We start from the raw sequence: 20,083 nt of genomic DNA on the forward strand, positions 1-20,083 counted from the left end.
AACTGTCTCATCAAGTGCTTACTCTTTTTTCTCCGTGTCCGACAAATTTTTATCGCTTGATGAATTGCCATATTTCTTTTTATATTCATCTAATTGTTGCTCATATGTTTTTAACTTTTGATCACGTTCTTCCCCTGATAAATCTGGATTATTTTTCAGTGATTCAATTTGTTTAACAAGGCCGTACATAATAAGCTGAGGATCATCAAGTGTCTTAGCTAAATCTAATGATTTATCAAAATTACCTTTTCCGTTATACATCCAATACAGCAAATACTTTTCATCACTTTTCAAACTAATGTTTTTCATAATCGATTTCTTTTGAGCTTCACCTAGTTTTTCAGCTGTAATGTATGCAAATGCTAACTCATATTTAGATGCAATCGGTAATGATTCAAACTCCTCTTCATTCAATTGCGTAATGACTTTGTCATAATCAGTTGCTATGAAACTTGCATTTGCTTCTAACAATTTATTTTGATAAGGAAATTTTATAAAAGTGAAATATATTAAAGGAGCAGCTAAAATAACTGTCGCCGCTATGAAGGAAAAAGCTAAGTATTTAAATGATTTATAGCTTTTTTTAGGTACTAACTGCATATTTTTTTCTGTTTTTGTTTGTTCCTTCTCAAAGCTGTCATCAAGAAACTGCAGTAATGCATCTAAGCTTTCCATTTGAGCAACGGTCTGTTCAAATGTTGTTTCTTTTGCATCTTTTAGTAACCCAGCATACAAATCATCAAAGTTATGTTTTTGGGAGAATAAAGCAATAATTAGACACTTATATTGTGTTAAAAATTGCTCTTCTAATAATGGGGTTGGCGGAACAATATCTCGAATTCCTCTATGTATAATACTTGGTATTAAATTAGCATTAAAAACTATATTGTCTGGATGTAAAAAGAACGTGATTCGTTTATTTAAATATTTACGAAACTGCGCAACATTCCGAAGTAGTCTTAATTTCTCATTTCTTCCAAAACGGCTAAGATCGTCCCACTTATATAATTTTTTATCTACTTGATATAGAAACGTAAACATATCATCCGTTTCTTCTATTGTTAATGGTACAAATTCAGATGATTCGCCCGTAATTATATCGAATTGACGGAAGTCTTTTATACGTGTTTGAGATTTGGTCATCTCCAATTTCCAATTTTCTTTTTCTATTTGAAATTGATAGTTCATTGCATCAATTTGAATTATTTTTTCCGTCATGTTTATCCTCTTCTCCTTTTCTTTATAACCCGTAATAACTTATTTTCAAATAACTAAAAGTAAAAAATATTCTTTATAAAACTTGCAAAATATCTCCATCTGTTATTTGGTGATCAATTAAACGATCATTATCTGTTAAAACAATTGACTTATTTTTCACTTTAATTACAAAATGTGAACCTTCATGATTATCAATCTTTAGCGTATCTAATAAGTTTTTTAATAAATATTTAATAGATTGATGATTCGGAATACGCAAATCATATGTATTTCCATTCCATTTACTAAAATCTACTGTCACATTGATATGTGTTTGTATTGCCATCACTTTACCTCCAACTTTTACGAAGAACCGTATAAATACCGATGCAAATAAGTAGAATGCCGCCGCCAAATAATAATATTATTGTTATACTAATTGGCTCTTCATTCATTGTTTCATTACTCGCTACTTCATCTGCACTTTTTCTGACAATGTATTCACTGCTAAACAAACTATTTTTCGTATCTTTAACACTATTATTCTCTTTTGGTTTTGTAAAAAGAGAATCTCGCAAAGCTTCCATATCTTTTTGTTCTTTCTTTTTCTTTTTCTCAATTTCTTCTTCTATATCTTTGTTAAATAACTCAATCGATGCTTTATCTAATTCTGTTTCCTTATGTTCCTTTTTATTTTTTTCTTGGTCGCTTTCTTCAAGTCGATCCACTTTAAACTTAATCTTCCCATCATCACCAAGATAACTGTCAGCCGCGCTCCTTATCGGTAGCGCGACAAACAGTAAAAGGATAGAGAGAAATGATAACTTAGCCACTATGCTCCATTGTTTGATCATTTACTTCTTTTTCCTCCCATTTCTTATGCCATACAAATAGATTACTAACCAATCCAATAATGGCAATTACAAACAATACGACAAAAATAACTTTCCCAGTATCTTTACCACTAATAAAATCATTTAGAAAACTTTCTATATACTGAAGCGGTGAGAATTGACGTATCTTTCCGACAGAGGACATTTGATCTACTTTACTTCCAACTGCCTCAGTTAAAAATAGGTACATGCTTAAAAATACTAATAGTATAAACATACCTACCATTTTTATTTGTCGTAATAAGTAGGTTGAGACCAATACAAACGCCATCATAATAAATGTGATGAACGCAATCCATAGTAAACTTTGATCCTGACCGAACTTTAAAAGACGCCCAGAAATGATACCTATACTAATCCCTTCCACAATTGATATACCGAAAGCTACTACTGTAGTTGGTACATTCATATCAATTAATGAGAATTTCTCTTCAAAATGATCTGATTGCATTCGTTTCTTTTCTTGATTCGCAATTGCGTATGCTGTAAATAATGCAACAATGAAACAAGTTAATACAATTAAGTAAGGTGTAAAAGCATTACCTGCTACAATTACTCCATCATTTTGCTTTTGAACTGGACTAGCTAAAAAGTCATATAGCATTTCATTTTGACGATCTCCAATACGGCTATTCGCTAAAATTTTCGTAAAGTTTTTGGAGAATGATTTATCATCTTCCATTTTCTTCGTAAAGTCGTTTAATAATAAATCAGCTTTTGAAACAATTGTCGTTCCGCTGTCTTGAATTTCTTTTGCTTGTCCATTGATTTGATCAAATGTTTTATATACATCGTCTGAAGTTGCTAAACTATGTTTCGAACTTTCGACCAATGACTGACTTTGCATCATTAATGATTTAATACCAGAATCTAACGATAAAACAGCTGTTTGCTCACCAGCATGATTTGTTGTTAATACTTGCTGCTCTTCAACTAGTTTTAAGCTATTCTCACGCCATTTCGCTAAACCTTTTAAATACTCTCCTAAATTTTCATTCATACTAGTTGCTTGTTGCGTCGTTCCATTTAATTTCTCCGCTAGTAGCATAGAATTTTGATCCGCACTAGTAATAGATTGTTGATAAGAGTTTATTTTTTGTTTTAAACCTGACATATCTTGCTTTATTTCTGTAGTAATACTTGATGAAACAAGATTTGAAATTAAATCAATTAAGCTTTGTTTATTTAATACGTAGTACAAAGATTGGTCCGTCGCAATTGCATCTAAACTTCCCTCTTCTAACTTAGGACCTACATCTTTCGTTCTTAAATCAATCCCATAATACATTTCGTAAAGGCTCATTAAACCTTGATAACTTTCGACTGTATCTACTGCTTCTTTTATTAATAAACTAGATATATTTTTTGTTAATACTTCTGCTTTTTGATGTACAACTTGATTCGTTGTACTTTCAATAGTTTTTGAATTGCTACCGTTATCTGTCCCAGTGTCTGGCTTCTCTCCTGTGTCAGGTTTTCCTCCCGTGTCTGGATTTCCTCCTGTATCAGGTTTCCCTCCTGTGTCTGGATTTCCTCCTGTGTCTGGATTTCCTCCTGTATCAGGTTTTCCTCCTGTGTCTGGATTTCCTCCTGTATCAGGTTTTCCTCCTGTATCAGGTTTTCCTCCTGTGTCTGGATTTCCTCCTGTATCAGGTTTTCCTCCTGTATCAGGTTTTCCTCCTGTATCAGGTTTTCCTCCTGTATCAGGTTTTCCTCCTGTATCAGGTTTTCCTCCTGTATCAGGTTTTCCTCCCGTATCAGGTTTTCCTCCTGTGTCTGGATTCCCTCCCGTATCAGGTTTTCCTCCTGTGTCTGGATTCCCTCCCGTATCAGGTTTTCCTCCTGCATCAGGATTTACACTGTCACCATTATTACTCTGTTCTGTTTTTTGAATAATAGGCGTTTTAGCATTGTGTACTAACGGCATTATGCCATACTGTGATTTATGAACCACATTTTCCACCTTGCTATTTTCAGTTTGTGTTCCTTTATCCTCTTTATTAGGTTCTTCTTTTTCAGGACTAGTTTCTTTTTTATGAGTCCCGCTCAATTCCCACTGCCATGTTACAGGAGAGAAAACATCTATATTGATGTTTGGATCTTTTAACTTCACATCCAAGCTAATCTTTATATCCCCTTCATTACGAGGAGCTATTGTAATTTCTCCTGCTTCGCTTTGAAGAAAGTCACTTGTACGATCCACATCATCAATATGTAAGAATCCTGTACTTCCATCTAGTTTAAATTCTTCTGGAATCTTTATCTTCAAAATTTGCGGAGATTCCATTTTAATTACTTTCGCAGTATCACTAAATGTAATTCCCTCTGTATAAAGTCTATCCTTTACTTCTTTAATTGCGTTTCCTAAAGATATTTTATTTACAGGATCATAATAAAAATTATTTTCTTTATTATATTTTTGTGTAAATTGAATTACATTTTGCAGTTGTAATTTCGTTGTATCTGGCAAATCACTTTGACCGATTTCTTCCATGTTTAAACTAGGTAATTTCGCAATTAAATTCTCGATTTGTTTCTTTATTCGAGCATCTGGTTGTTTCATTAATGTATTTATGAAGATTTCTTGCTTTCCATCATTCGACATTGATTGCTTTAACTTCTTAATTACCGTCTCTTGAATATCACTTTCTAACTTCCCTGCAAGTTCTGTATCATATTCAGACACTTGTTTTTTTACATCTGCTAAATATTTTTGAATCGCTGCAGCATCAGTTAAAATATTCGGTTCTTTCTCTGAAAACGTAAATTGATTTGAAATAATTTTATTAGCGGATTCCAATGCACTTAATTGCTTTAAAGCATCGCCTGTATTCATATCATTCATATATTGATTGAATTGATTTGTGAAATTATTCGCTAACAAATTGTTATCAGTTTGCATTTTTTGAAAGTTATTAAAACCATCTAAGTACGTACTGTTTGATTTATTCCCTTCATCTAACGCTTGACCGAAACCTTTTAAAACATCCTGAAATCCTTTGAAACTATTAACAGAAACACCTGTATAATCTTGTACTGTTTTAAATTGATTTGTGTAATTTGCTAACGGACTATGTATATCTTTTTTATACATAGTTGTTTGAACGTTTCCTTTTTCAATTATTTTACCTATATTATCTTGTGCACCTTGTAGCTTACCGATAATACTCGCAAAATAAACGTCGATTATTTGCTTATTGAAATCTTCTAAAATAACAGAAGCTGTATTTTCTGCCTCAGCTTTCAAATCCTTATTCCCAGTTGCATTTACTTTGTAGTTTAAAGTTAATTTCTCCGGAATCTCTGAATCAATCGCAACTGCTTTCCTAGAAAAATCATTTGGAATAACAATCATCATATTGTAATTATTATTTTTCAATCCATTTTCTGCTACCCCGCGACTAACTACGTACCATTCTTGTTTCGTATTTTTATTTACATTTTTAACAAATTGATCTCCAAACGCTATTTTATTGCCCTCAAATACAGTGCCCTGATCTTCATTTACCAACGCAACTGTCATTTTTGGTGTAGTATTCTCATTAGCTTTCTTAACATTTTGATTTAATGCTAAATAGGAGACCCCTGTTGATAGTACAAGAGCTAAAATAATAAACAACAAGATGCTCCATTTGAAATTTTTCACTACTTATCACTCCTGCGACTGCGAGTCTATCTAATGAAAGACTTCGTATCTTACTCTAGTTTTAAAGTAATTTAGCCATACAACGTATGGTTGCATGGCTAAATTATATATTTCTTTTTATCTGTCTTATTGTAGACCGAAATTACGAGAAAGATCTTCGTCATGTCTAGCAACAGCTTCTGCAGTTTTATTAAGCTGCATATTGATTTCTTGTAATAGCTGTGCGAAGTTTTGTACTTTTGGCTTTAATTGATTGAACTGTTGGTCAAAACCTTCGAAAGCACGACCTTCCCATTCTCCTCTTAATTCATTTTGTAAGTTTTGTAGTTGACGTAAAATGTCCTCAATTTGATTTGCACCTTGTCCATATCGAGTCGCTTTCGATTTAAGCTCCTCTGGTGACATACGAATTTGTCCTGCCATTATTAAATCCCCCTTAAAATTAAAAAATAGTAAAATTAACCAATAATCAATTCTACAAATTGATTATATCAATAATTTAAAAATTTCTAAACAAAAAAATGATATTTTTCCAAAATTTATCTTTTACTATAATAACGATATATTGTATAATACTAATTTATCTGTTTTTAAGCATACTCTATAAATCTACTAAAAAATAAAGGAAAACCATCTATTTTATATATTTATAAGGACTTATTCACTTTAAATTTCAGCGATAAAGTAGCCACTAAATCATTATTTTCTCCCATTGAGACTATAATACTCACTTCAAAGTCATAATTACCTGCCTTTCAACAAACCCAAACTCTTCGTACATCTCTTTTGCAAAATTCCCAGCAAATACATTCAACCGAATTTCTGAATACTTCTCCTTTAATTCCTTAATACCAGCTTCCATCAGTTCTCGCGATAATCCTCTCCCGCGATATTCTGGGAAAACGTACAATTCATATATAAATCCAAGTTTTTCACGAGAAAAATAGTCTGTATTTTCCCCTATTAATATCCATCCCATTACTTTATTTTCTTCTTTAATAATTAAATAGTATGCTCCTTTTTCTACAATCGGCTTTGTAATCTCAATTGCTTTCTCGGTACTTAATTGACAATTCCCTCTCGTCCCTTCAAAAAGCGATTGAGCCGCATATTTTAATATTTCATTGGTCTCTTCTTGATTCGCCTTAATTATCATTTTTCACAACTCCCCTTGAATAATAGGCATTACTATCGCTTGTTCAAGATTCTCCGCTTCCATAACAATTGCCGTTAATCCGTGTTCTGTACTTGTTTCATGGAGCTCTCCCTTTTCCCAAAACACAGCTTGTCCCGCCTCTATCTTTATCTTTTCTTTATTTACTCCACATACATATCCTGTCCCGTCCACAATAAGAAGCAGTTGAGATACAACTGCTTCTTGATAAAGTGAAACTTTAATCAGTGGGGGTTTTATTCATCCCCCACTGATTATTAGTTGAACCAATCGGGCTTTTACGGGCATTTGATCCCCCACCTAGCTTGTTTGCTTTCGCTGAATTTTGAGGCAGGGTTCTTACTGCCCGTTAATGCGGGATAACCGATGATTCCATTCTCGTGTAAATGCATAGCACCGATATGTATATTTCCTTGATGGTTTAATATTTTTGACATGATGAAATTAGATTGAAATACTGATAGGTGTTTTCCTACTTTTTCACTAAAATCAAAAATTTTTATTACTAGTCCTCCTTATACGTATAAAACCATCCTTACTGTCTGCATCATATGTCCTTCAAAGTCTTCTTCAAATTGCTCTAATTCCGCAAAACCTTTCGCTTCATAAAAGCGTTTTCCTTTTTCATTTGCTGCTTCTACATGTATGTACAATTTCCGTATCCCATTTAATGCTTTAATTCCTTTTTGTAATAAAGCACTTCCGATCCCTTTTCCTTGCTGATCTGGTAACAAATAAATCGCACCTAATTCCGCTTCATTTTGTAGTCTAACAGGTGAAAAGTTCGCAAACCCTATTACTTCTCCTTCTTCTTCCGCAACGAATAAATGCGTATTTTTAAGACGATATTTCATTTTTTCATCAGAATATGCCTCGTCTAAAAAACTGTCTTGAATTTCTCTTGGAATAATGCCTTCATATGTATCATGCCAAGCTATTTTTGCTACTGATTGTACAGCATGAATATCTTCTTGCTTCATTTCTCTAATTATATATGTCATCTCGATGTCTCCATTCTCTTTAAATTATATTCTGCTAATATACTAGAAGAAATGGCAGAACCATTTTCATAATTCACCTTAATTAATTTTAATTTCTCAATTGAAGCTGTTACAAAATCAAATTTCTCATAAATATATTTCATTACACTTAAAAACTGCTTTGTCTGTAATCTATTTGCAATTGTACAATGCGGTACCCATTTTCCCGGTACGTAATATGAATTTGGGTTGTCATGAAAAGTTTTAAAATAATCATGATAAGAATGATGAAGTTTTAACAATTCATTGGTAACAGTCGGCGCTAGAAAGACCGTTCCATTAGTAGGAAAAATTCCAACAGAAGGAAAAGTTACTACATCCATATTTTCTTGAATAGCTATAAACTCCTCTAGTTTCTCCGTATACAAATGAACATCTAACTCATTATAATCAGCTAACGTAATATGAGGTTCTACTCCAGCTAGTTGATTTGTTCCGATTACATTTGTTAATTCATTTTGCAGTTCTGTAATTTTATGAGTAAACACACGATCAAATGTAGCAATAATAGCGTACAATCTTTCTCACCCCTTCGTTACACATAGCGCTTCCCATTCTTCACGAATCATGCCCATTCGAATAGAATCATAGTATGTTCCGTTATAATAACGACACTTTCGCATTCTACCTTCTAAGCTCATTCCTATTTTCTCCGCTACTTTCATCATTCGTTCATTACCAGACCAAGTCGTGAGCCCTACTCTACCAATTTCCATCTTTTCAAATAATAAATCTCGATATAACGTTAACGCTTCTGTACCGTAGCCACCATTCCAGTAAGTTGGATTATAAATAACAATTCCCATCTCCAACCAACGCGTCGGTTTATGCTCCCAATAAAATCCGACCGTCCCTATAATTTGACCGTTATTTTCTATAATTAAATTTGACAGTGGTTCTTCTTGCAAACGAGTTTGCATCTTCTCTTTATAGGAAGAGTATTCTTGCATTGAGAACGGGAAATATGGCGCATCCCATTTCTTCCATTCTGGGCTTTCTTCTTTAAATATGATATTCCATAATGTTTTTATATCCGATTCTTCTATTGTACGAATTGTAACTTTCTTCCCCTTTAATACAACGTTTTGCATAATTCCCTCCTGCATTCCTCTTTATTTCATATATAATTATAATATTTTTTCAGAAAAATCAAAACTAATATCATTTATTATATTGTATAATTTTGTTATTAGATACCAATTATTGATTTAGAAAGCTGGTGATTCAGTGAAGAATCGATTTAGTATTGCTTTATTTCTCACTATTGTTACGACAAATATTATTCTACATTTCTTCTTACCATCAAATATTGTTACGAAATGGGACTTTAATGGAACGCCTACATCAACAATGGATAAAAGCACTTTTGTAATCGTAAATATAATTATATGTTCCTTCTTATTCTTTGTATTTTTAGCTTTATCTAAAGCAGCGAGTAACCAGAAATTTCTCCATTGGATCGGTAACACAATGTTACTATTCTTATTTTTTGTCGATATTGTCATCGCCCTCATCGCTCTTGGCTTTTCACTTCCTCTTGATCATTTCATATTTTTAGCATTAGGGCTTTTATTTATATTAATAGGTTATTTCAGTTCCAAAATTGATACGACTAAATCAACCGTTTCATTAGAATGGAATGATAAGCACCTTGAAAAAAGAGCTTCAAATATTAGTAGTATTTCAATGATGTTAGCAGGTATTTTTTTAGCGATACTTCCTTTTATCGTTTCTGCTCCCTATAGAGGTTATGCTATACTAGCAATTCTTTTAGGAATGACGTTTATCATTCTGCCGAGTACGATTTATTTACTTATTAAAGACAGCAAGCAATCTACTCCTTTAAAAAAATAGGAGGTTATATCCCTCCTATTTCAGCTTAATGCTTTATTTTTCACTTTTTCTATCTCAACTAAAATCCCTTTCTCTATCCAACCCTCTACGCCATCTTTTTTAATTAAATCATATCCTGAACAGCTACCATCAATGAGAGAAACGATATCTCCCTTCCTAACGCTTATTTGCGCACAAGAAATATCGGTTTTCACTGTATATTCACTTGACTCAAGTTGTTTCATATATTCATTTTTTACAGTGAGTAAATTATTCGTTTCCTTTTGTTTACATACGGTGTAGTCTTGCATCTTCTCGATAGGCTCTATGTAATAATACGGATATGTCACTCCGCCCTGCATTTCTGAATTCGCATTAAAATCCGCTATTACTTCATACTCTGGAAAATAGTCTACATATGTATAAAAAAACGTATCGCCCGTTTGTTTCCTCTGAATAATAAATGCATTTAATTGTCCTGCTTCTTTAATTGCATTTCCTCCATCAATTGCAATAATTTTTTTCTCCTTATCAATAACTGGATTGTTAGACGGTGCTTCTTCAGAATAGTTCACGACAGGCCAATGACCAACTATTACATACTTATTTGCTTTATGTGATTTATTAAAAAACTGTGGCATTGCTATCGCATTTTTGCGCTCTGTTTCTTTCCAATCTACTCTATCTTCTAGACCGGCATGCACAAAAATATAATCTTCTGTTTCAATCGCTGTTGGCAACTCTGTTAGCCAATATAGTTCTTGTGAAAATTCACTTAACAATGCTTCTTTCACTTCACGAATTGAAGTGCCCTCATGAACTGAAAAACCTAATTGCTCTAGCCATTCATTAAAAATCGAGTGCTTTCTCATACATAAATAATTAATAAGATCAGGATTTTCATTTAGAAGAGCATCAACTAAAACTTCACAATTCCCTTCAACAACGTGAACCTTTGAATTGTTCTTTACAAGATTCATAACGTAGTTTACTACGCCTACGCTATCTCGTCCTTTCTCGCAAAGATCTCCATTAATAATTAAATAATCTTCATCTTTAAAGTTAACTTTATGTAGTGCTTCTTTTAAAAGATTTAATTCTCCATGAATATCAGATATGACGATAACTCTAGCATCATTAGGGATTGATAGTTTCTTTATTTTTTTCAAGTATAAGCGCTCCAATCATTCTCTTTATTAAATTAAAACAATTCGACAAAATACACTATATAACCTTTTCAAATACATATACCATAACTTACAACCTATTTACGGTTTAATAATAACTTAAAAAATAAGAAGAAGCTGTTCCCAAATTTTGCGGGACAACTTCTTCTTATTTTTTATAATTCTTTATGAAAAGAATAACTCACCTTATCATACCCTTCTCTTTCATAAAAACGATGAGCATCAATTCTTGAAAATGCTGACGTGAGGACGATAGACTCACATTCGTTTTCCTTTCCCCAGTTCTCTATATACGAAAGTAATACTTTCCCATGTCTTTTTGAACGATGTGCTTCTGCTGTTACAAGGTCATATACGAAAACGTGTTTCTTATTATAAAAGTTCGTACAAATTGCTACACCTGCAAGGCTAACAACTTCATCATCCTCATTACGCAGCGAAAATAGTTTATAATTTTCTTCTTTCATATTTCGAAATAAAGAGCTTGTTTCCTCTTTTGAAAGTTTCGTTCTTAATTGCTGTAAAACAGGTAATACTTCATGTAATTGCTCTTCTGTTACTACTTCTTTAACATTCATTTTTAACTCTCCCTTAACTATTTAAATAATTTTCTAAATGTTATATCATTATTATAGAAAGAAACTGCCCTTTACTTAAGTGGCAGTTTAAGTGTTTTTTATAAGGCCAGTTTTAAAGGAGAGTTTTATATGGATTTTACTATCCCATTGCAATTACAAAATAACACACCTATTTACTTGCAAATTTACGAATATATAAAAGCTGAAATTATACAAGGGACTATTTCTGTTGGCACACGTCTACCCTCACACAGAAATTTAGCATCACAACTTAATATTAGCCGCATTACTGTTGAATCAGCTTATCAACAGTTATTAGCTGAAGGTTATGCAGAAAGTAAACCGAAACGTGGTATTTTTGTAGCAAATTTCGATATTGACGTTATCCCAAATAAAAAACGAAATGCAGCAAAGAAGACGAACAATTTGATAGAAGAAAAATTTGAATATGATTGTAGCCAAGGGCTTATTGATCAAAATGCATTTCCGATTACAAATTGGAAACGAGCATTACAAGAATCCATACTTACATACGAAAATGCACTATTTGCCAAAGAAGATCCTCAAGGTGAATTCGCTCTTCGAGAGCATATATCAACATATTTATATCATTCTCGCGGTGTACATTCTTCACCTGATCAAATTGTGATTGGCGCCGGAACACAGCCACTTCTCTGGCTACTACTTCAACTGCTTGGCCCTACAAAAGAATACGGCATTGAAAACCCTGGATTTCACCGTATACACGCAATTATTAAAAGCTGTGATAGACAAATTCATCCCATACCATTGGATGAAAAAGGGATTGATATTTCTAGTTTATACAATACAAATTCCAATGTCGCATACGTTACACCATCACACCAATTTCCACTCGGGATTATTATGCCTTTATCTAGAAGATTAGAATTGTTAAAGTGGGCTAATGATTGCAATGGATACATTATTGAAGATGACTATGACGGAGAGTTTCGCTACGCTGGTAAGCCAATTCCTTCTTTACAAAGTCTTGATTCAAATGAACGCGTTATTTATATGGGGACTTTCTCAAAATCTTTTTTACCTTCTTTACGAATGGGATATGTTGTTTTACCACCACACCTTTTAAAGATATATCAAGAACTGCATGGAATTTTCAAACAAACAGTCGCTACAATACAACAACTTGCTTTTGCTAACTTTATACAAAACAAGAATTGGGAACGTCACCTTAATCGGAGTCGTACACTATATAAAAGAAAACATCATGCGTTAGTAAAATCCATTACGAAAGAAATGGGGGCTAATGTTCAAATTCTTGGCGAACAGTCCGGACTTCATATTGTTTTATGTGTAAATAACAGTATGAATGAAAATGAACTGATTGAATCCGCTAAAAAACAAAGCGTTAAATTATACCCACTTTCTCCATATGATTTCGTGAATGATTTACGTAAGGAATCATACGTATTACTCGGCTTTGGTAGTATTCCGGAAAATAAAATTGAAACGTTGGCTATATTATTGAAAGACGCTTGGTTCCCTAGTTGCAAGGAAACTTGTTAACAGTGGGTTTAACTTGTAACATGTTAACAATTCAACAAAATAAAAAAGAAGGCTGTTCCAAAATAACTTTTTGGACAGCCTTCTTCTAGTTATTCACCTGACCTAGCTTTCCTTCCCGGACGTTTCACACCAGTCGTTTCTGTTGAATAGGAAGCTTCAATTATAGCCGTTGGATCTACAGAGAGAACGAGATCTTTCATTTTCGGATAAATGAATCGGTTTGTAATGCAATAAATGATTCTCTTATGCTCCCCTAAAAAACCACCTTCTCCATGTAGATACGTAACAGATAGTTGCAATTCTTTCATAAGTAAATCGCCTATTTCTTTATTCTTACCAGAAATAATCATAACGCTCTTACCTTGATTAATACCGTCTAGTATAAAATCAATCATCTTCGTAACAATATAGAAAATTGCTAACGAGAACATCGCTTGTTCGATTGAAAATAAAATAGCAACAAAAATGAAAATAACTGCATTTACTGCAAGTAAAAATGTACTAATCGGTACATTAAAGTGTTTATTCATCCAAACTGCTAACATTTCCGAACCGTCAATCGCTCCACCCATTTTAACAACAATCCCAACACCAATTCCAAACAGTACTCCACCATAAAGTACAATTAATAACTCAGAAGTCGTAATTGCTGGAAATGGTTTTAAATAAATTAATCCGAGTGTTGTAACTACATTCGCATAAGATGTACGGATAAAAAATTTCTTTCCCATTACTTTTGCAGTAAATAATAAAATTGGGATATTAATTCCTAAGAACACACCATAAAGCGGCAATCCTGCGACTTTATTTGCCATAATAGCAATAGCCGTTACCCCGCCATCTACTAATCCATTAGGTGCTAAAATAAGCTCTAATGAACCTGCTACTATAATTGAGCCAATTGTTAATAATACGTATTCAAATACTTTCTTCATTCATTACCCCCAAAACTTATATATTTTCTTAGTATTATTTTAACGTAATTTTACTACTAATTCAAAGGTATCAATTTATATACAGAAAAGTTTCTCCTTTATCGCTATTTTTATGTAACACATGTAACACGTAATACTAAAAACACACTTACAAATTAAAAGTAAGTGTGTTTTTAACATCTATTTAATCTTTACGTACGGCTTCATTTTTAATTTAAATATTTCCTCAACTGCCCTTTGATATCCACCAGCATTTCTAAGCGATTCTCCCACTTTACGACTATTTTCCTTAAACGTCACATCATCCATTACTTTCTTTACAGTCTCACGTAACAATTCAGAAGTTAACTCGTTACGATTAAGTGTTATGCCTGCCCCTACTTCAGTCAATCGTTTTGCAACGAATGGCTGATCTCCTGTTACCGGAATTACAACTAATGGAACACCGTAATATAACGCTTCACTCGAACTATTCATACCACCATGTGTCACGAATACATCAGCATGCTGTAAAACTTCTAATTGCGGGACATAATTATACAATTTAAAGTTTTTCGGGATATTTTTAAATTGACTTATATTTATCTTCTTGCCAACGACTAATACGACTGTCGCATCTACATCTTTAAACGCTTCAAAACATTTTTCATACAAAGCAGGTTGTTCATTAAAAACTGTTCCCATAGAAATGAAAATCACTTTTTCATTTTTTAAATCTTCGGTAGGAAAACTCCCCACTTCTTTTCGAGTAGCAATTGATGGACCTACAAATTTATACGATTCATCAAATACATCTGAACGCGGCTGATATTCTTTTGAAGTATATACAATCGTAATATCACCAGGATGGTTCATAATATCATACATACTATTACATTTCATTCCATACTGCTTATTCCATCTTTCCATTCCCGCTAAACAAGATTGATATAATGGATCCATTTCATCTACTTGTCTCGATTCTTGCCCATCATGAAAATTAATGTACTGATTAACAGCAAACGTTGTACAGGATGAAACGCTTGGTAATTGTAACATATTCGCTATAATACGTCCTACTGGAAAATGATTATCATATATTAAATAATCATATTTTTCCTCTTTTGTTTCTTCTACAATTTGAGTAACAATACGCTCTGATGCTTCAATCATATGAGATAGCATCGTCAAAGGGCTCCCACCTTCATTTACTCGTTCCATAATATTAATTTGAGAGAGAAAATTCTCAAACACTCGGAATTCCGCACCTGTTGCTTCAACCTTCTTTCTATAATCTTCAATACAATAAGAAACAACTGTTTCCCCTCGCTGAATTAACTCACTTACAACAGCTAAAGTCGGATTAATATGACCTTCCCCAGGAAAATTTATTACGAGTACATTTGCCATAACATTCTCTCCTATCCAATTAATATAATAAAATTAACAATTAATTATATTAATTAATTTAAGTCTATTATAAATGAATGCATTCTACTTCTTCATGCTTTTCTCTTCATTTTATTATTGAGAAATATTTTCTATAGTCTACATTATTGTGATTCACAATCTTATAAATGAATGCTTAATTTTACTTTTACTCTTCATAGATTTAAAGATACGAGTCTTACATTCAAGTATTACCACTATTATTTTTAGACAATTCATACAAAAATAGAGAAATATAATATTTTTAATGAGTTTTCACTATAAATGTAAGTATGCTGTCTATCTTTTTATCTTTATCCTCATAACACATCATCTGTTATATAATGAATTTATGGAATTTACAGAAAAAGGAGTCTTTTCATGTTACAACAACTATTCAATTCACCTATTCTATCCGTTCAAGCCTTGCACCCAGGTTATGAAGATCATGCAAGTGATGTTTTTCTCGTTCAAACAGAAGATACAGAAGTTATCGTTCGTGCTTCTAAAATGAATGAAGAACCAAATAATGATTTTTGGTGGGGATGTAAAAATCTATTTGGAATTGATCCAAGGAACGTCCATCATTTAGAAACTGTACATACATTGCTGCAAGAACATACGAATCTTCCTATCCCAACAATATTAGAAAAACATGTTTTAAATAGCCGTGAATTTGTGGTGGTCGAAAAGTTAGTAGGTAACACAGTTCAATCTTTTATCGAGCAACCAGATTCTATTTTATTCAGCCTAGGAAAAGGACTTGCAGAAATACATAAATTTAAAGCCGATTTCATAGGAAATCCGTCAGGCACGTTCCAAGTTCCACTAGATGAATTCCAATCACATATTTTAAACGTGAGTAAAGAGCTTGTGAATATGTTTTATTCCGATGATGAAAGCATAAAAAATGCATTCCCTACCTTTGAATCACAACTTTCTTCCCTGTCCGTACCAAAGGAATCTACACTCGTCTTAATTGATATGGATCCTACTCAATTTTTATCTGACGGTACAACTATTACGGGTTTAGTAGATAGTGAAGCTTACGCTGTTGCTCCGCGAGAACTTGATTTTATCGGACTAGAATATGTACTTACCGAAAAAGAAGCACATGCCTTTAAAAGTGGTTACGAAACAATTATGTCTATTCCTCACTTAGAAGAATATAGACAGCCTTATCGTTATTTATACCGACTGTTATCTGTGCAAGGTAATGTGGAGTTAAAGAAATGGTTAAGTCACCCATCCTATTTTTAAATACGAATGAGAGGGAGTATACAATGGATATTCAGAAAAAGCGTTCTGTAACAGAAAGTGAAATACAGCAAATGAAGGATTTGGCTTATATTTGTGGGCAACAAGACAATCTTGATTACTCTTCAGATTTACATATCAACTTTTTAAAAAATCGAAATGAAGATTATATAAACGATTTTCTTCTTTATAACGGTACTCAATTAATTGGCGCTTTAAATATGTATGATTTCGAAAGACCAACAAAGCTTGAACTAATAGGCTTTGTACATCCTCATTTTAGAAAACAACGTTTCGGAACTATCCTTTTACAAACTGCAATGAAAGAAATACAAAATAGAGAGACAGATGAAGCTCTTCTTATTATTAATGGGGATTCTATTTCTGGGAATGAATTTGTAAAACATATGAAGTTACCATATTTATATAGTGAATATAGTATGGAGTGCAAAACAAACGAAATTCAAAAAACAACAGATAATAATATACAGCTTACTCTTGCAACTTCAGAATCACTTCTTGATCTTATTAAAATTTCTAGTAAAGCTTTTGGTGATTCAGTAGAAAATACGACTGCATGGTTACAAAAAATGATGAATTCATCTTCCCATCAAGTTTACAGTGCCCTTATTGCTGAAAAAGTGATAGGAACAATTACAGTTTCTAAACAAGAGCAATCTACTACACTATCAGGATTCGCCGTTCATCCTTCTTATCAAGGTAAAGGATACGGAAAAGATATTCTTTGTAATATAGTACATACCCTTATTCCAGAAGGAGTTTCAACAATTGAATTAGACGTCGAAACGAAAAATATCCACGCTTTAAAACTATATACACAATGTGGTTTTGAAATTAAAACGAGGCATGACTATTATAATTTAATGAATTTTTAGGTGAATACATATGTTAAAAAAACAATTTATTCTAATTATGATATTTTAGCAGACATCTATAATAAACATTGGGGACATTTTGTTGAATCCTCCTATCCAGCCTCGTTTTACAAGATGCTCTTCCCTACTCTCGTATATTAGATCTTTGTTGCGGGACTGGTCATCTCTGCCGGTGATAGTTTAATTTAGTTGAACTAAAAAGTGTGTTTCGCAAAGTTTACTCCGTATTACATAACGAGGGTATATTCGCATTTGATATGAATAAAAAAAATAAAAAAAACTGAATCGAAATGATTCAGTTTTTTCTTAATATATTTACAACTGCAGTTGTTTCGTCATTTTCTTTATAGACACGCGGAATTCTTCTATCTAGCATACATGTAACTTCATAGTTTATTGTACCTAACATATCCGCTATTTCTTCTACTGCGATATTTTCTTCACCTTGTTTACCGTAGAATACTACTTCGTCTCCTACTTGTACTGGCATCGCTTTTGAAACATCCAACATTAACTGATCCATACAAACACGGCCAATAACAGGTACTCGAACCCCGTTAATTAACGCATAGCCTTTATTAGATAATTGACGATTATAACCATCAGCATAACCAATTGGTACAGTCGCAATCCATTCTTCACCAGTTGTTACATACGTATTCCCATAACTTACACCACGATTCTTCTTCGCATGTTTAATATGAGCTACTTTTGATTTTAACGACAACGCAGGCTGTAAAGAAACGACTGAATGATCCACTTCTTTTGACGGATACATACCGTACACTCCTATTCCAACGCGTACCATATTTTGAAATGTGTTACTTAATTCCATTGATCCCGCACTATTTGAACTATGAATATATGGTATTTGAATTCCTAATTCTTTCGCTGTATTAACAGCTTTTTCAAATAAACTTGTTTGCATATTCGTATATGATTTATCGATTTCATCTGCCGTAGAGTAATGCGTAAATATCCCTACTACCTCTACATACTCCATACGGTTTAATTCTTCTAAAAATGGTTTAACTTCTTCTTCTTGTAAACCGATACGACTCATTCCTGTATCAATTTTCACTTGAATTTGTACTTTCTTTTGAAGACGGTTTGCAATTTCATTTATACCATGTAAATCTTCTACTCTATAAACAGTCATCATAACGTCATATTGAATTACATCTTCTACAGCCGCTACTGGTGTGTATCCTAAAATTAAAATCGGCACAGTAATTCCTGCTTCTCTTAATTCTATTGCTTCATCTACAAATGCAACTGCAAGTTGATGTATTCCTGCTTCAATTGCAGCTTTGGCAACTTCAACTGCCCCATGGCCATACCCATTCGCTTTTACAGCAGCCATCATCTTAATTTCTTCATCATTTACATGTTTTTTAAATTCTTTTACATTATGTTTTACAGCATTTAAGTCAATTTCTACAATTGTATCTCTTCCATATTTCAAACTCATTGGTCTAACTCCTAACTCAATAATTGCATTCCATTCTATTTCACGTTTCATATGACCTTTTACAATATAATACTTTTCATTATGCTAGTCAAACTACTAGAATTTTCGGAATTTTGAGTATGATATAATATCCTCAAGAAACTATTATATACGGAGACGAGGAGAATTACAATGTTTGTTCAATCTGCATTGCATCAACTAAAAGTTGCTATTGATACTTCTATTGATATGCTTAACCAATATAGTGAAAACGATTTAAAAATACAACCGATTCACTCAAAACGATCATTATTTGAAATGTGTGCACATCTTTCTCTTATTTGTCATGCTGATTTACTCATTTTAAATGGTATTCCAGAAAAAGAATTACATACCTTTTATATAGAACGTACCCCCGTAACAGTTGCTCACATGCAACAAACGATGATTGAAGGTTACAACCTTCTCTCTAAAACATTTCTTTCCTACTCCCAAATAGAATTAGCAGAAGTTATGACTGCCTATTGGGGTATTTCTTATTCGCGCTTTGAATGGTTACTTGAAATCGTTGCACACTTTTATCATCATCGTGGACAAATTCATATTTTATTATGCGAGCATATGAAAGATCCTCGCATTCCTTTATTTGAGTGATTTTCCACTCATTCATTAATTATAAATAGAGAAGCTACAAAACCAATAAAAAGTATCATTCCTAATTTTCCCTCCTAATTGACCTACAAGAGAAACTAAGGACGGAACGGATATAGCAATACCTATTACAAAACAGACACTCATCATTACAAGTAGAGATAGATACGAAACAAAGCCCATTGAACTTAGACTAAAAATAGCAATCAACAATCCTCCTTGAAGAACTTTCCTTACTTCAAACCTCTTTGTTAAACGACCTGCAAGTGGTGACAGCAACATACCAAACAGCCCTGTTAAGCGAAAATAAAGGATTTGTTCTGCAGTTAAATTGTAAGTAGGAGAGCTCAAATAATTCCCTAAAACAGTATACATATTAACAAAAGCCATTAAT

The 20,083-nt window shown here is 32.9% G+C and carries 20 protein-coding genes and 2 pseudogenes; 6 read left to right on the forward strand and 16 right to left on the reverse strand.

Annotation, left to right across the window (positions count from 1 at the left end; genetic code table 11):
- Positions 1–18: 18 nt before the first annotated feature.
- From essB to ACTFO4_RS07245, 10 genes and pseudogenes are all read right to left on the reverse strand, one after another.
- Entirely contained in the window at positions 19–1,218 is a 1,200-nt protein-coding gene (essB, locus tag ACTFO4_RS07200; RefSeq protein WP_000136612.1) for a type VII secretion protein EssB, read from the reverse strand.
- 73 nt (positions 1,219–1,291) lie between these two features.
- On the reverse strand, positions 1,292–1,543 hold the full coding sequence (locus ACTFO4_RS07205; protein ID WP_001007571.1) for an EsaB/YukD family protein: 252 nt from the start codon (positions 1,541–1,543) through the stop codon (positions 1,292–1,294).
- 4 nt (positions 1,544–1,547) lie between these two features.
- Positions 1,548–2,051: a type VII secretion protein EssA gene (gene essA, locus ACTFO4_RS07210; protein ID WP_000595655.1), complete on the reverse strand. Its 504-nt coding sequence runs from the start codon at positions 2,049–2,051 to the stop codon at positions 1,548–1,550.
- The gene (esaA, locus tag ACTFO4_RS07215; protein ID WP_440013567.1) at positions 2,023–5,736 is read right to left on the reverse strand and encodes a type VII secretion protein EsaA; all 3,714 of its coding nucleotides are present in this window, start codon (positions 5,734–5,736) and stop codon (positions 2,023–2,025) included. Before esaA ends, essA begins: the two co-directional genes overlap by 29 nt.
- A gap of 126 nt (positions 5,737–5,862) precedes the next feature.
- Positions 5,863–6,159, reverse strand: coding sequence for a WXG100 family type VII secretion target (locus ACTFO4_RS07220; protein ID WP_000918601.1), 297 nt, complete (start codon positions 6,157–6,159; stop codon positions 5,863–5,865).
- 304 nt (positions 6,160–6,463) lie between these two features.
- On the reverse strand, positions 6,464–6,892 hold the full coding sequence (locus ACTFO4_RS07225; protein ID WP_000584253.1) for a GNAT family N-acetyltransferase: 429 nt from the start codon (positions 6,890–6,892) through the stop codon (positions 6,464–6,466).
- A gap of 3 nt (positions 6,893–6,895) precedes the next feature.
- Positions 6,896–7,413, reverse strand: a pseudogene (locus tag ACTFO4_RS07230) (cupin).
- A 12-nt stretch (positions 7,414–7,425) separates the two neighbouring features.
- Positions 7,426–7,911, reverse strand: a complete 486-nt coding sequence (locus ACTFO4_RS07235) for a GNAT family N-acetyltransferase (protein WP_000221048.1) — start codon at positions 7,909–7,911, stop codon at positions 7,426–7,428.
- Positions 7,908–8,468 carry a 2'-5' RNA ligase family protein gene (locus ACTFO4_RS07240; RefSeq protein WP_119683226.1) on the reverse strand — a complete coding sequence of 187 codons (561 nt, stop codon included), beginning with the start codon at positions 8,466–8,468 and terminating at the stop codon, positions 7,908–7,910. Before ACTFO4_RS07240 ends, ACTFO4_RS07235 begins: the two co-directional genes overlap by 4 nt.
- 6 nt (positions 8,469–8,474) lie before the next feature.
- Positions 8,475–9,041, reverse strand: a complete 567-nt coding sequence (locus tag ACTFO4_RS07245; RefSeq protein ID WP_001181857.1) for a GNAT family N-acetyltransferase — start codon at positions 9,039–9,041, stop codon at positions 8,475–8,477.
- Between the two features lie 136 nt (positions 9,042–9,177).
- Here ACTFO4_RS07245 and ACTFO4_RS07250 point away from each other — a divergent pair, with 136 nt between their 5' ends.
- Positions 9,178–9,804 (forward strand): DUF1648 domain-containing protein, encoded by a 627-nt coding sequence (locus tag ACTFO4_RS07250; protein WP_000797167.1) that lies wholly within the window; start codon positions 9,178–9,180, stop codon positions 9,802–9,804.
- A gap of 20 nt (positions 9,805–9,824) precedes the next feature.
- Here the strand turns inward: ACTFO4_RS07250 and ACTFO4_RS07255 are convergent, their stop codons facing one another.
- Complete coding sequence (locus tag ACTFO4_RS07255; protein WP_119683225.1) at positions 9,825–10,952, reverse strand: metallophosphoesterase; 1,128 nt, start codon at positions 10,950–10,952, stop codon at positions 9,825–9,827.
- Positions 10,953–11,125: 173 nt separating this feature from the next.
- Positions 11,126–11,548, reverse strand: coding sequence for a GNAT family N-acetyltransferase (locus tag ACTFO4_RS07260; RefSeq protein ID WP_001101116.1), 423 nt, complete (start codon positions 11,546–11,548; stop codon positions 11,126–11,128).
- Positions 11,549–11,677: 129 nt separating this feature from the next.
- On the opposite strand from ACTFO4_RS07260, the gene pdxR reads away from it, so the two are divergent.
- Positions 11,678–13,093 (forward strand): MocR-like pyridoxine biosynthesis transcription factor PdxR, encoded by a 1,416-nt coding sequence (gene pdxR, locus ACTFO4_RS07265; protein WP_119683224.1) that lies wholly within the window; start codon positions 11,678–11,680, stop codon positions 13,091–13,093.
- Between the two features lie 89 nt (positions 13,094–13,182).
- Here pdxR and ACTFO4_RS07270 read toward each other — a convergent pair whose 3' ends face one another.
- Positions 13,183–14,028 (reverse strand): YitT family protein, encoded by an 846-nt coding sequence (locus tag ACTFO4_RS07270; protein WP_000755126.1) that lies wholly within the window; start codon positions 14,026–14,028, stop codon positions 13,183–13,185.
- Positions 14,029–14,208: 180 nt separating this feature from the next.
- On the reverse strand, positions 14,209–15,417 hold the full coding sequence (locus tag ACTFO4_RS07275; RefSeq protein WP_438882166.1) for a macrolide family glycosyltransferase: 1,209 nt from the start codon (positions 15,415–15,417) through the stop codon (positions 14,209–14,211).
- A gap of 399 nt (positions 15,418–15,816) precedes the next feature.
- Here ACTFO4_RS07275 and ACTFO4_RS07280 point away from each other — a divergent pair, with 399 nt between their 5' ends.
- The 3 genes and pseudogenes from ACTFO4_RS07280 to ACTFO4_RS07290 form a co-directional block, all read left to right on the forward strand.
- Positions 15,817–16,695 (forward strand): nitrate reductase, encoded by an 879-nt coding sequence (locus ACTFO4_RS07280; RefSeq protein ID WP_000941374.1) that lies wholly within the window; start codon positions 15,817–15,819, stop codon positions 16,693–16,695.
- Positions 16,696–16,718: 23 nt separating this feature from the next.
- The gene (locus ACTFO4_RS07285; RefSeq protein WP_410987834.1) at positions 16,719–17,588 is read left to right on the forward strand and encodes a GNAT family N-acetyltransferase; all 870 of its coding nucleotides are present in this window, start codon (positions 16,719–16,721) and stop codon (positions 17,586–17,588) included.
- A pseudogene (locus ACTFO4_RS07290) lies at positions 17,589–17,851 on the forward strand (class I SAM-dependent methyltransferase); the annotation flags it as partial.
- A 32-nt stretch (positions 17,852–17,883) separates the two neighbouring features.
- Here the strand turns inward: ACTFO4_RS07290 and alr are convergent.
- Positions 17,884–19,059, reverse strand: a complete 1,176-nt coding sequence (gene alr, locus ACTFO4_RS07295; protein WP_002182683.1) for an alanine racemase — start codon at positions 19,057–19,059, stop codon at positions 17,884–17,886.
- A 171-nt stretch (positions 19,060–19,230) separates the two neighbouring features.
- Here alr and ACTFO4_RS07300 point away from each other — a divergent pair, with 171 nt between their 5' ends.
- Positions 19,231–19,692, forward strand: coding sequence for a DinB family protein (locus ACTFO4_RS07300; RefSeq protein ID WP_000497990.1), 462 nt, complete (start codon positions 19,231–19,233; stop codon positions 19,690–19,692).
- A 15-nt stretch (positions 19,693–19,707) separates the two neighbouring features.
- Here the strand turns inward: ACTFO4_RS07300 and ACTFO4_RS07305 are convergent, their stop codons facing one another.
- Complete coding sequence (locus ACTFO4_RS07305) at positions 19,708–20,079, reverse strand: multidrug transporter (protein WP_002183492.1); 372 nt, start codon at positions 20,077–20,079, stop codon at positions 19,708–19,710.
- Between the last annotated feature and the right edge of the window lie 4 nt (positions 20,080–20,083).

It is taken from the genome of Bacillus cereus group sp. MYBKT14-1 (assembly GCF_051915185.1).
In the GTDB taxonomy this organism is placed as follows: Bacteria; Bacillota; Bacilli; order Bacillales; family Bacillaceae_G; genus Bacillus_A; species Bacillus_A cereus.

Coding starts and splice junctions, on each gene's coding strand:
- essB (WP_000136612.1), bottom strand. CDS start 1,218: ATGACGGAAAAAATAATTCAAATTGATGCAATGAACTATCAATTTCAA.
- ACTFO4_RS07205 (WP_001007571.1), bottom strand. CDS start 1,543: ATGGCAATACAAACACATATCAATGTGACAGTAGATTTTAGTAAATGG.
- essA (WP_000595655.1), bottom strand. CDS start 2,051: ATGATCAAACAATGGAGCATAGTGGCTAAGTTATCATTTCTCTCTATC.
- ACTFO4_RS07220 (WP_000918601.1), bottom strand. CDS start 6,159: ATGGCAGGACAAATTCGTATGTCACCAGAGGAGCTTAAATCGAAAGCG.
- ACTFO4_RS07225 (WP_000584253.1), bottom strand. CDS start 6,892: ATGATAATTAAGGCGAATCAAGAAGAGACCAATGAAATATTAAAATAT.
- ACTFO4_RS07235 (WP_000221048.1), bottom strand. CDS start 7,911: ATGACATATATAATTAGAGAAATGAAGCAAGAAGATATTCATGCTGTA.
- ACTFO4_RS07245 (WP_001181857.1), bottom strand. CDS start 9,041: ATGCAAAACGTTGTATTAAAGGGGAAGAAAGTTACAATTCGTACAATA.
- ACTFO4_RS07260 (WP_001101116.1), bottom strand. CDS start 11,548: ATGAATGTTAAAGAAGTAGTAACAGAAGAGCAATTACATGAAGTATTA.
- pdxR (WP_119683224.1), top strand. CDS start 11,678: ATGGATTTTACTATCCCATTGCAATTACAAAATAACACACCTATTTAC.
- ACTFO4_RS07270 (WP_000755126.1), bottom strand. CDS start 14,028: ATGAAGAAAGTATTTGAATACGTATTATTAACAATTGGCTCAATTATA.
- ACTFO4_RS07275 (WP_438882166.1), bottom strand. CDS start 15,417: ATGGCAAATGTACTCGTAATAAATTTTCCTGGGGAAGGTCATATTAAT.
- ACTFO4_RS07280 (WP_000941374.1), top strand. CDS start 15,817: ATGTTACAACAACTATTCAATTCACCTATTCTATCCGTTCAAGCCTTG.
- ACTFO4_RS07285 (WP_410987834.1), top strand. CDS start 16,719: ATGGATATTCAGAAAAAGCGTTCTGTAACAGAAAGTGAAATACAGCAA.
- alr (WP_002182683.1), bottom strand. CDS start 19,059: ATGAGTTTGAAATATGGAAGAGATACAATTGTAGAAATTGACTTAAAT.
- ACTFO4_RS07300 (WP_000497990.1), top strand. CDS start 19,231: ATGTTTGTTCAATCTGCATTGCATCAACTAAAAGTTGCTATTGATACT.
- ACTFO4_RS07305 (WP_002183492.1), bottom strand. CDS start 20,079: ATGGCTTTTGTTAATATGTATACTGTTTTAGGGAATTATTTGAGCTCT.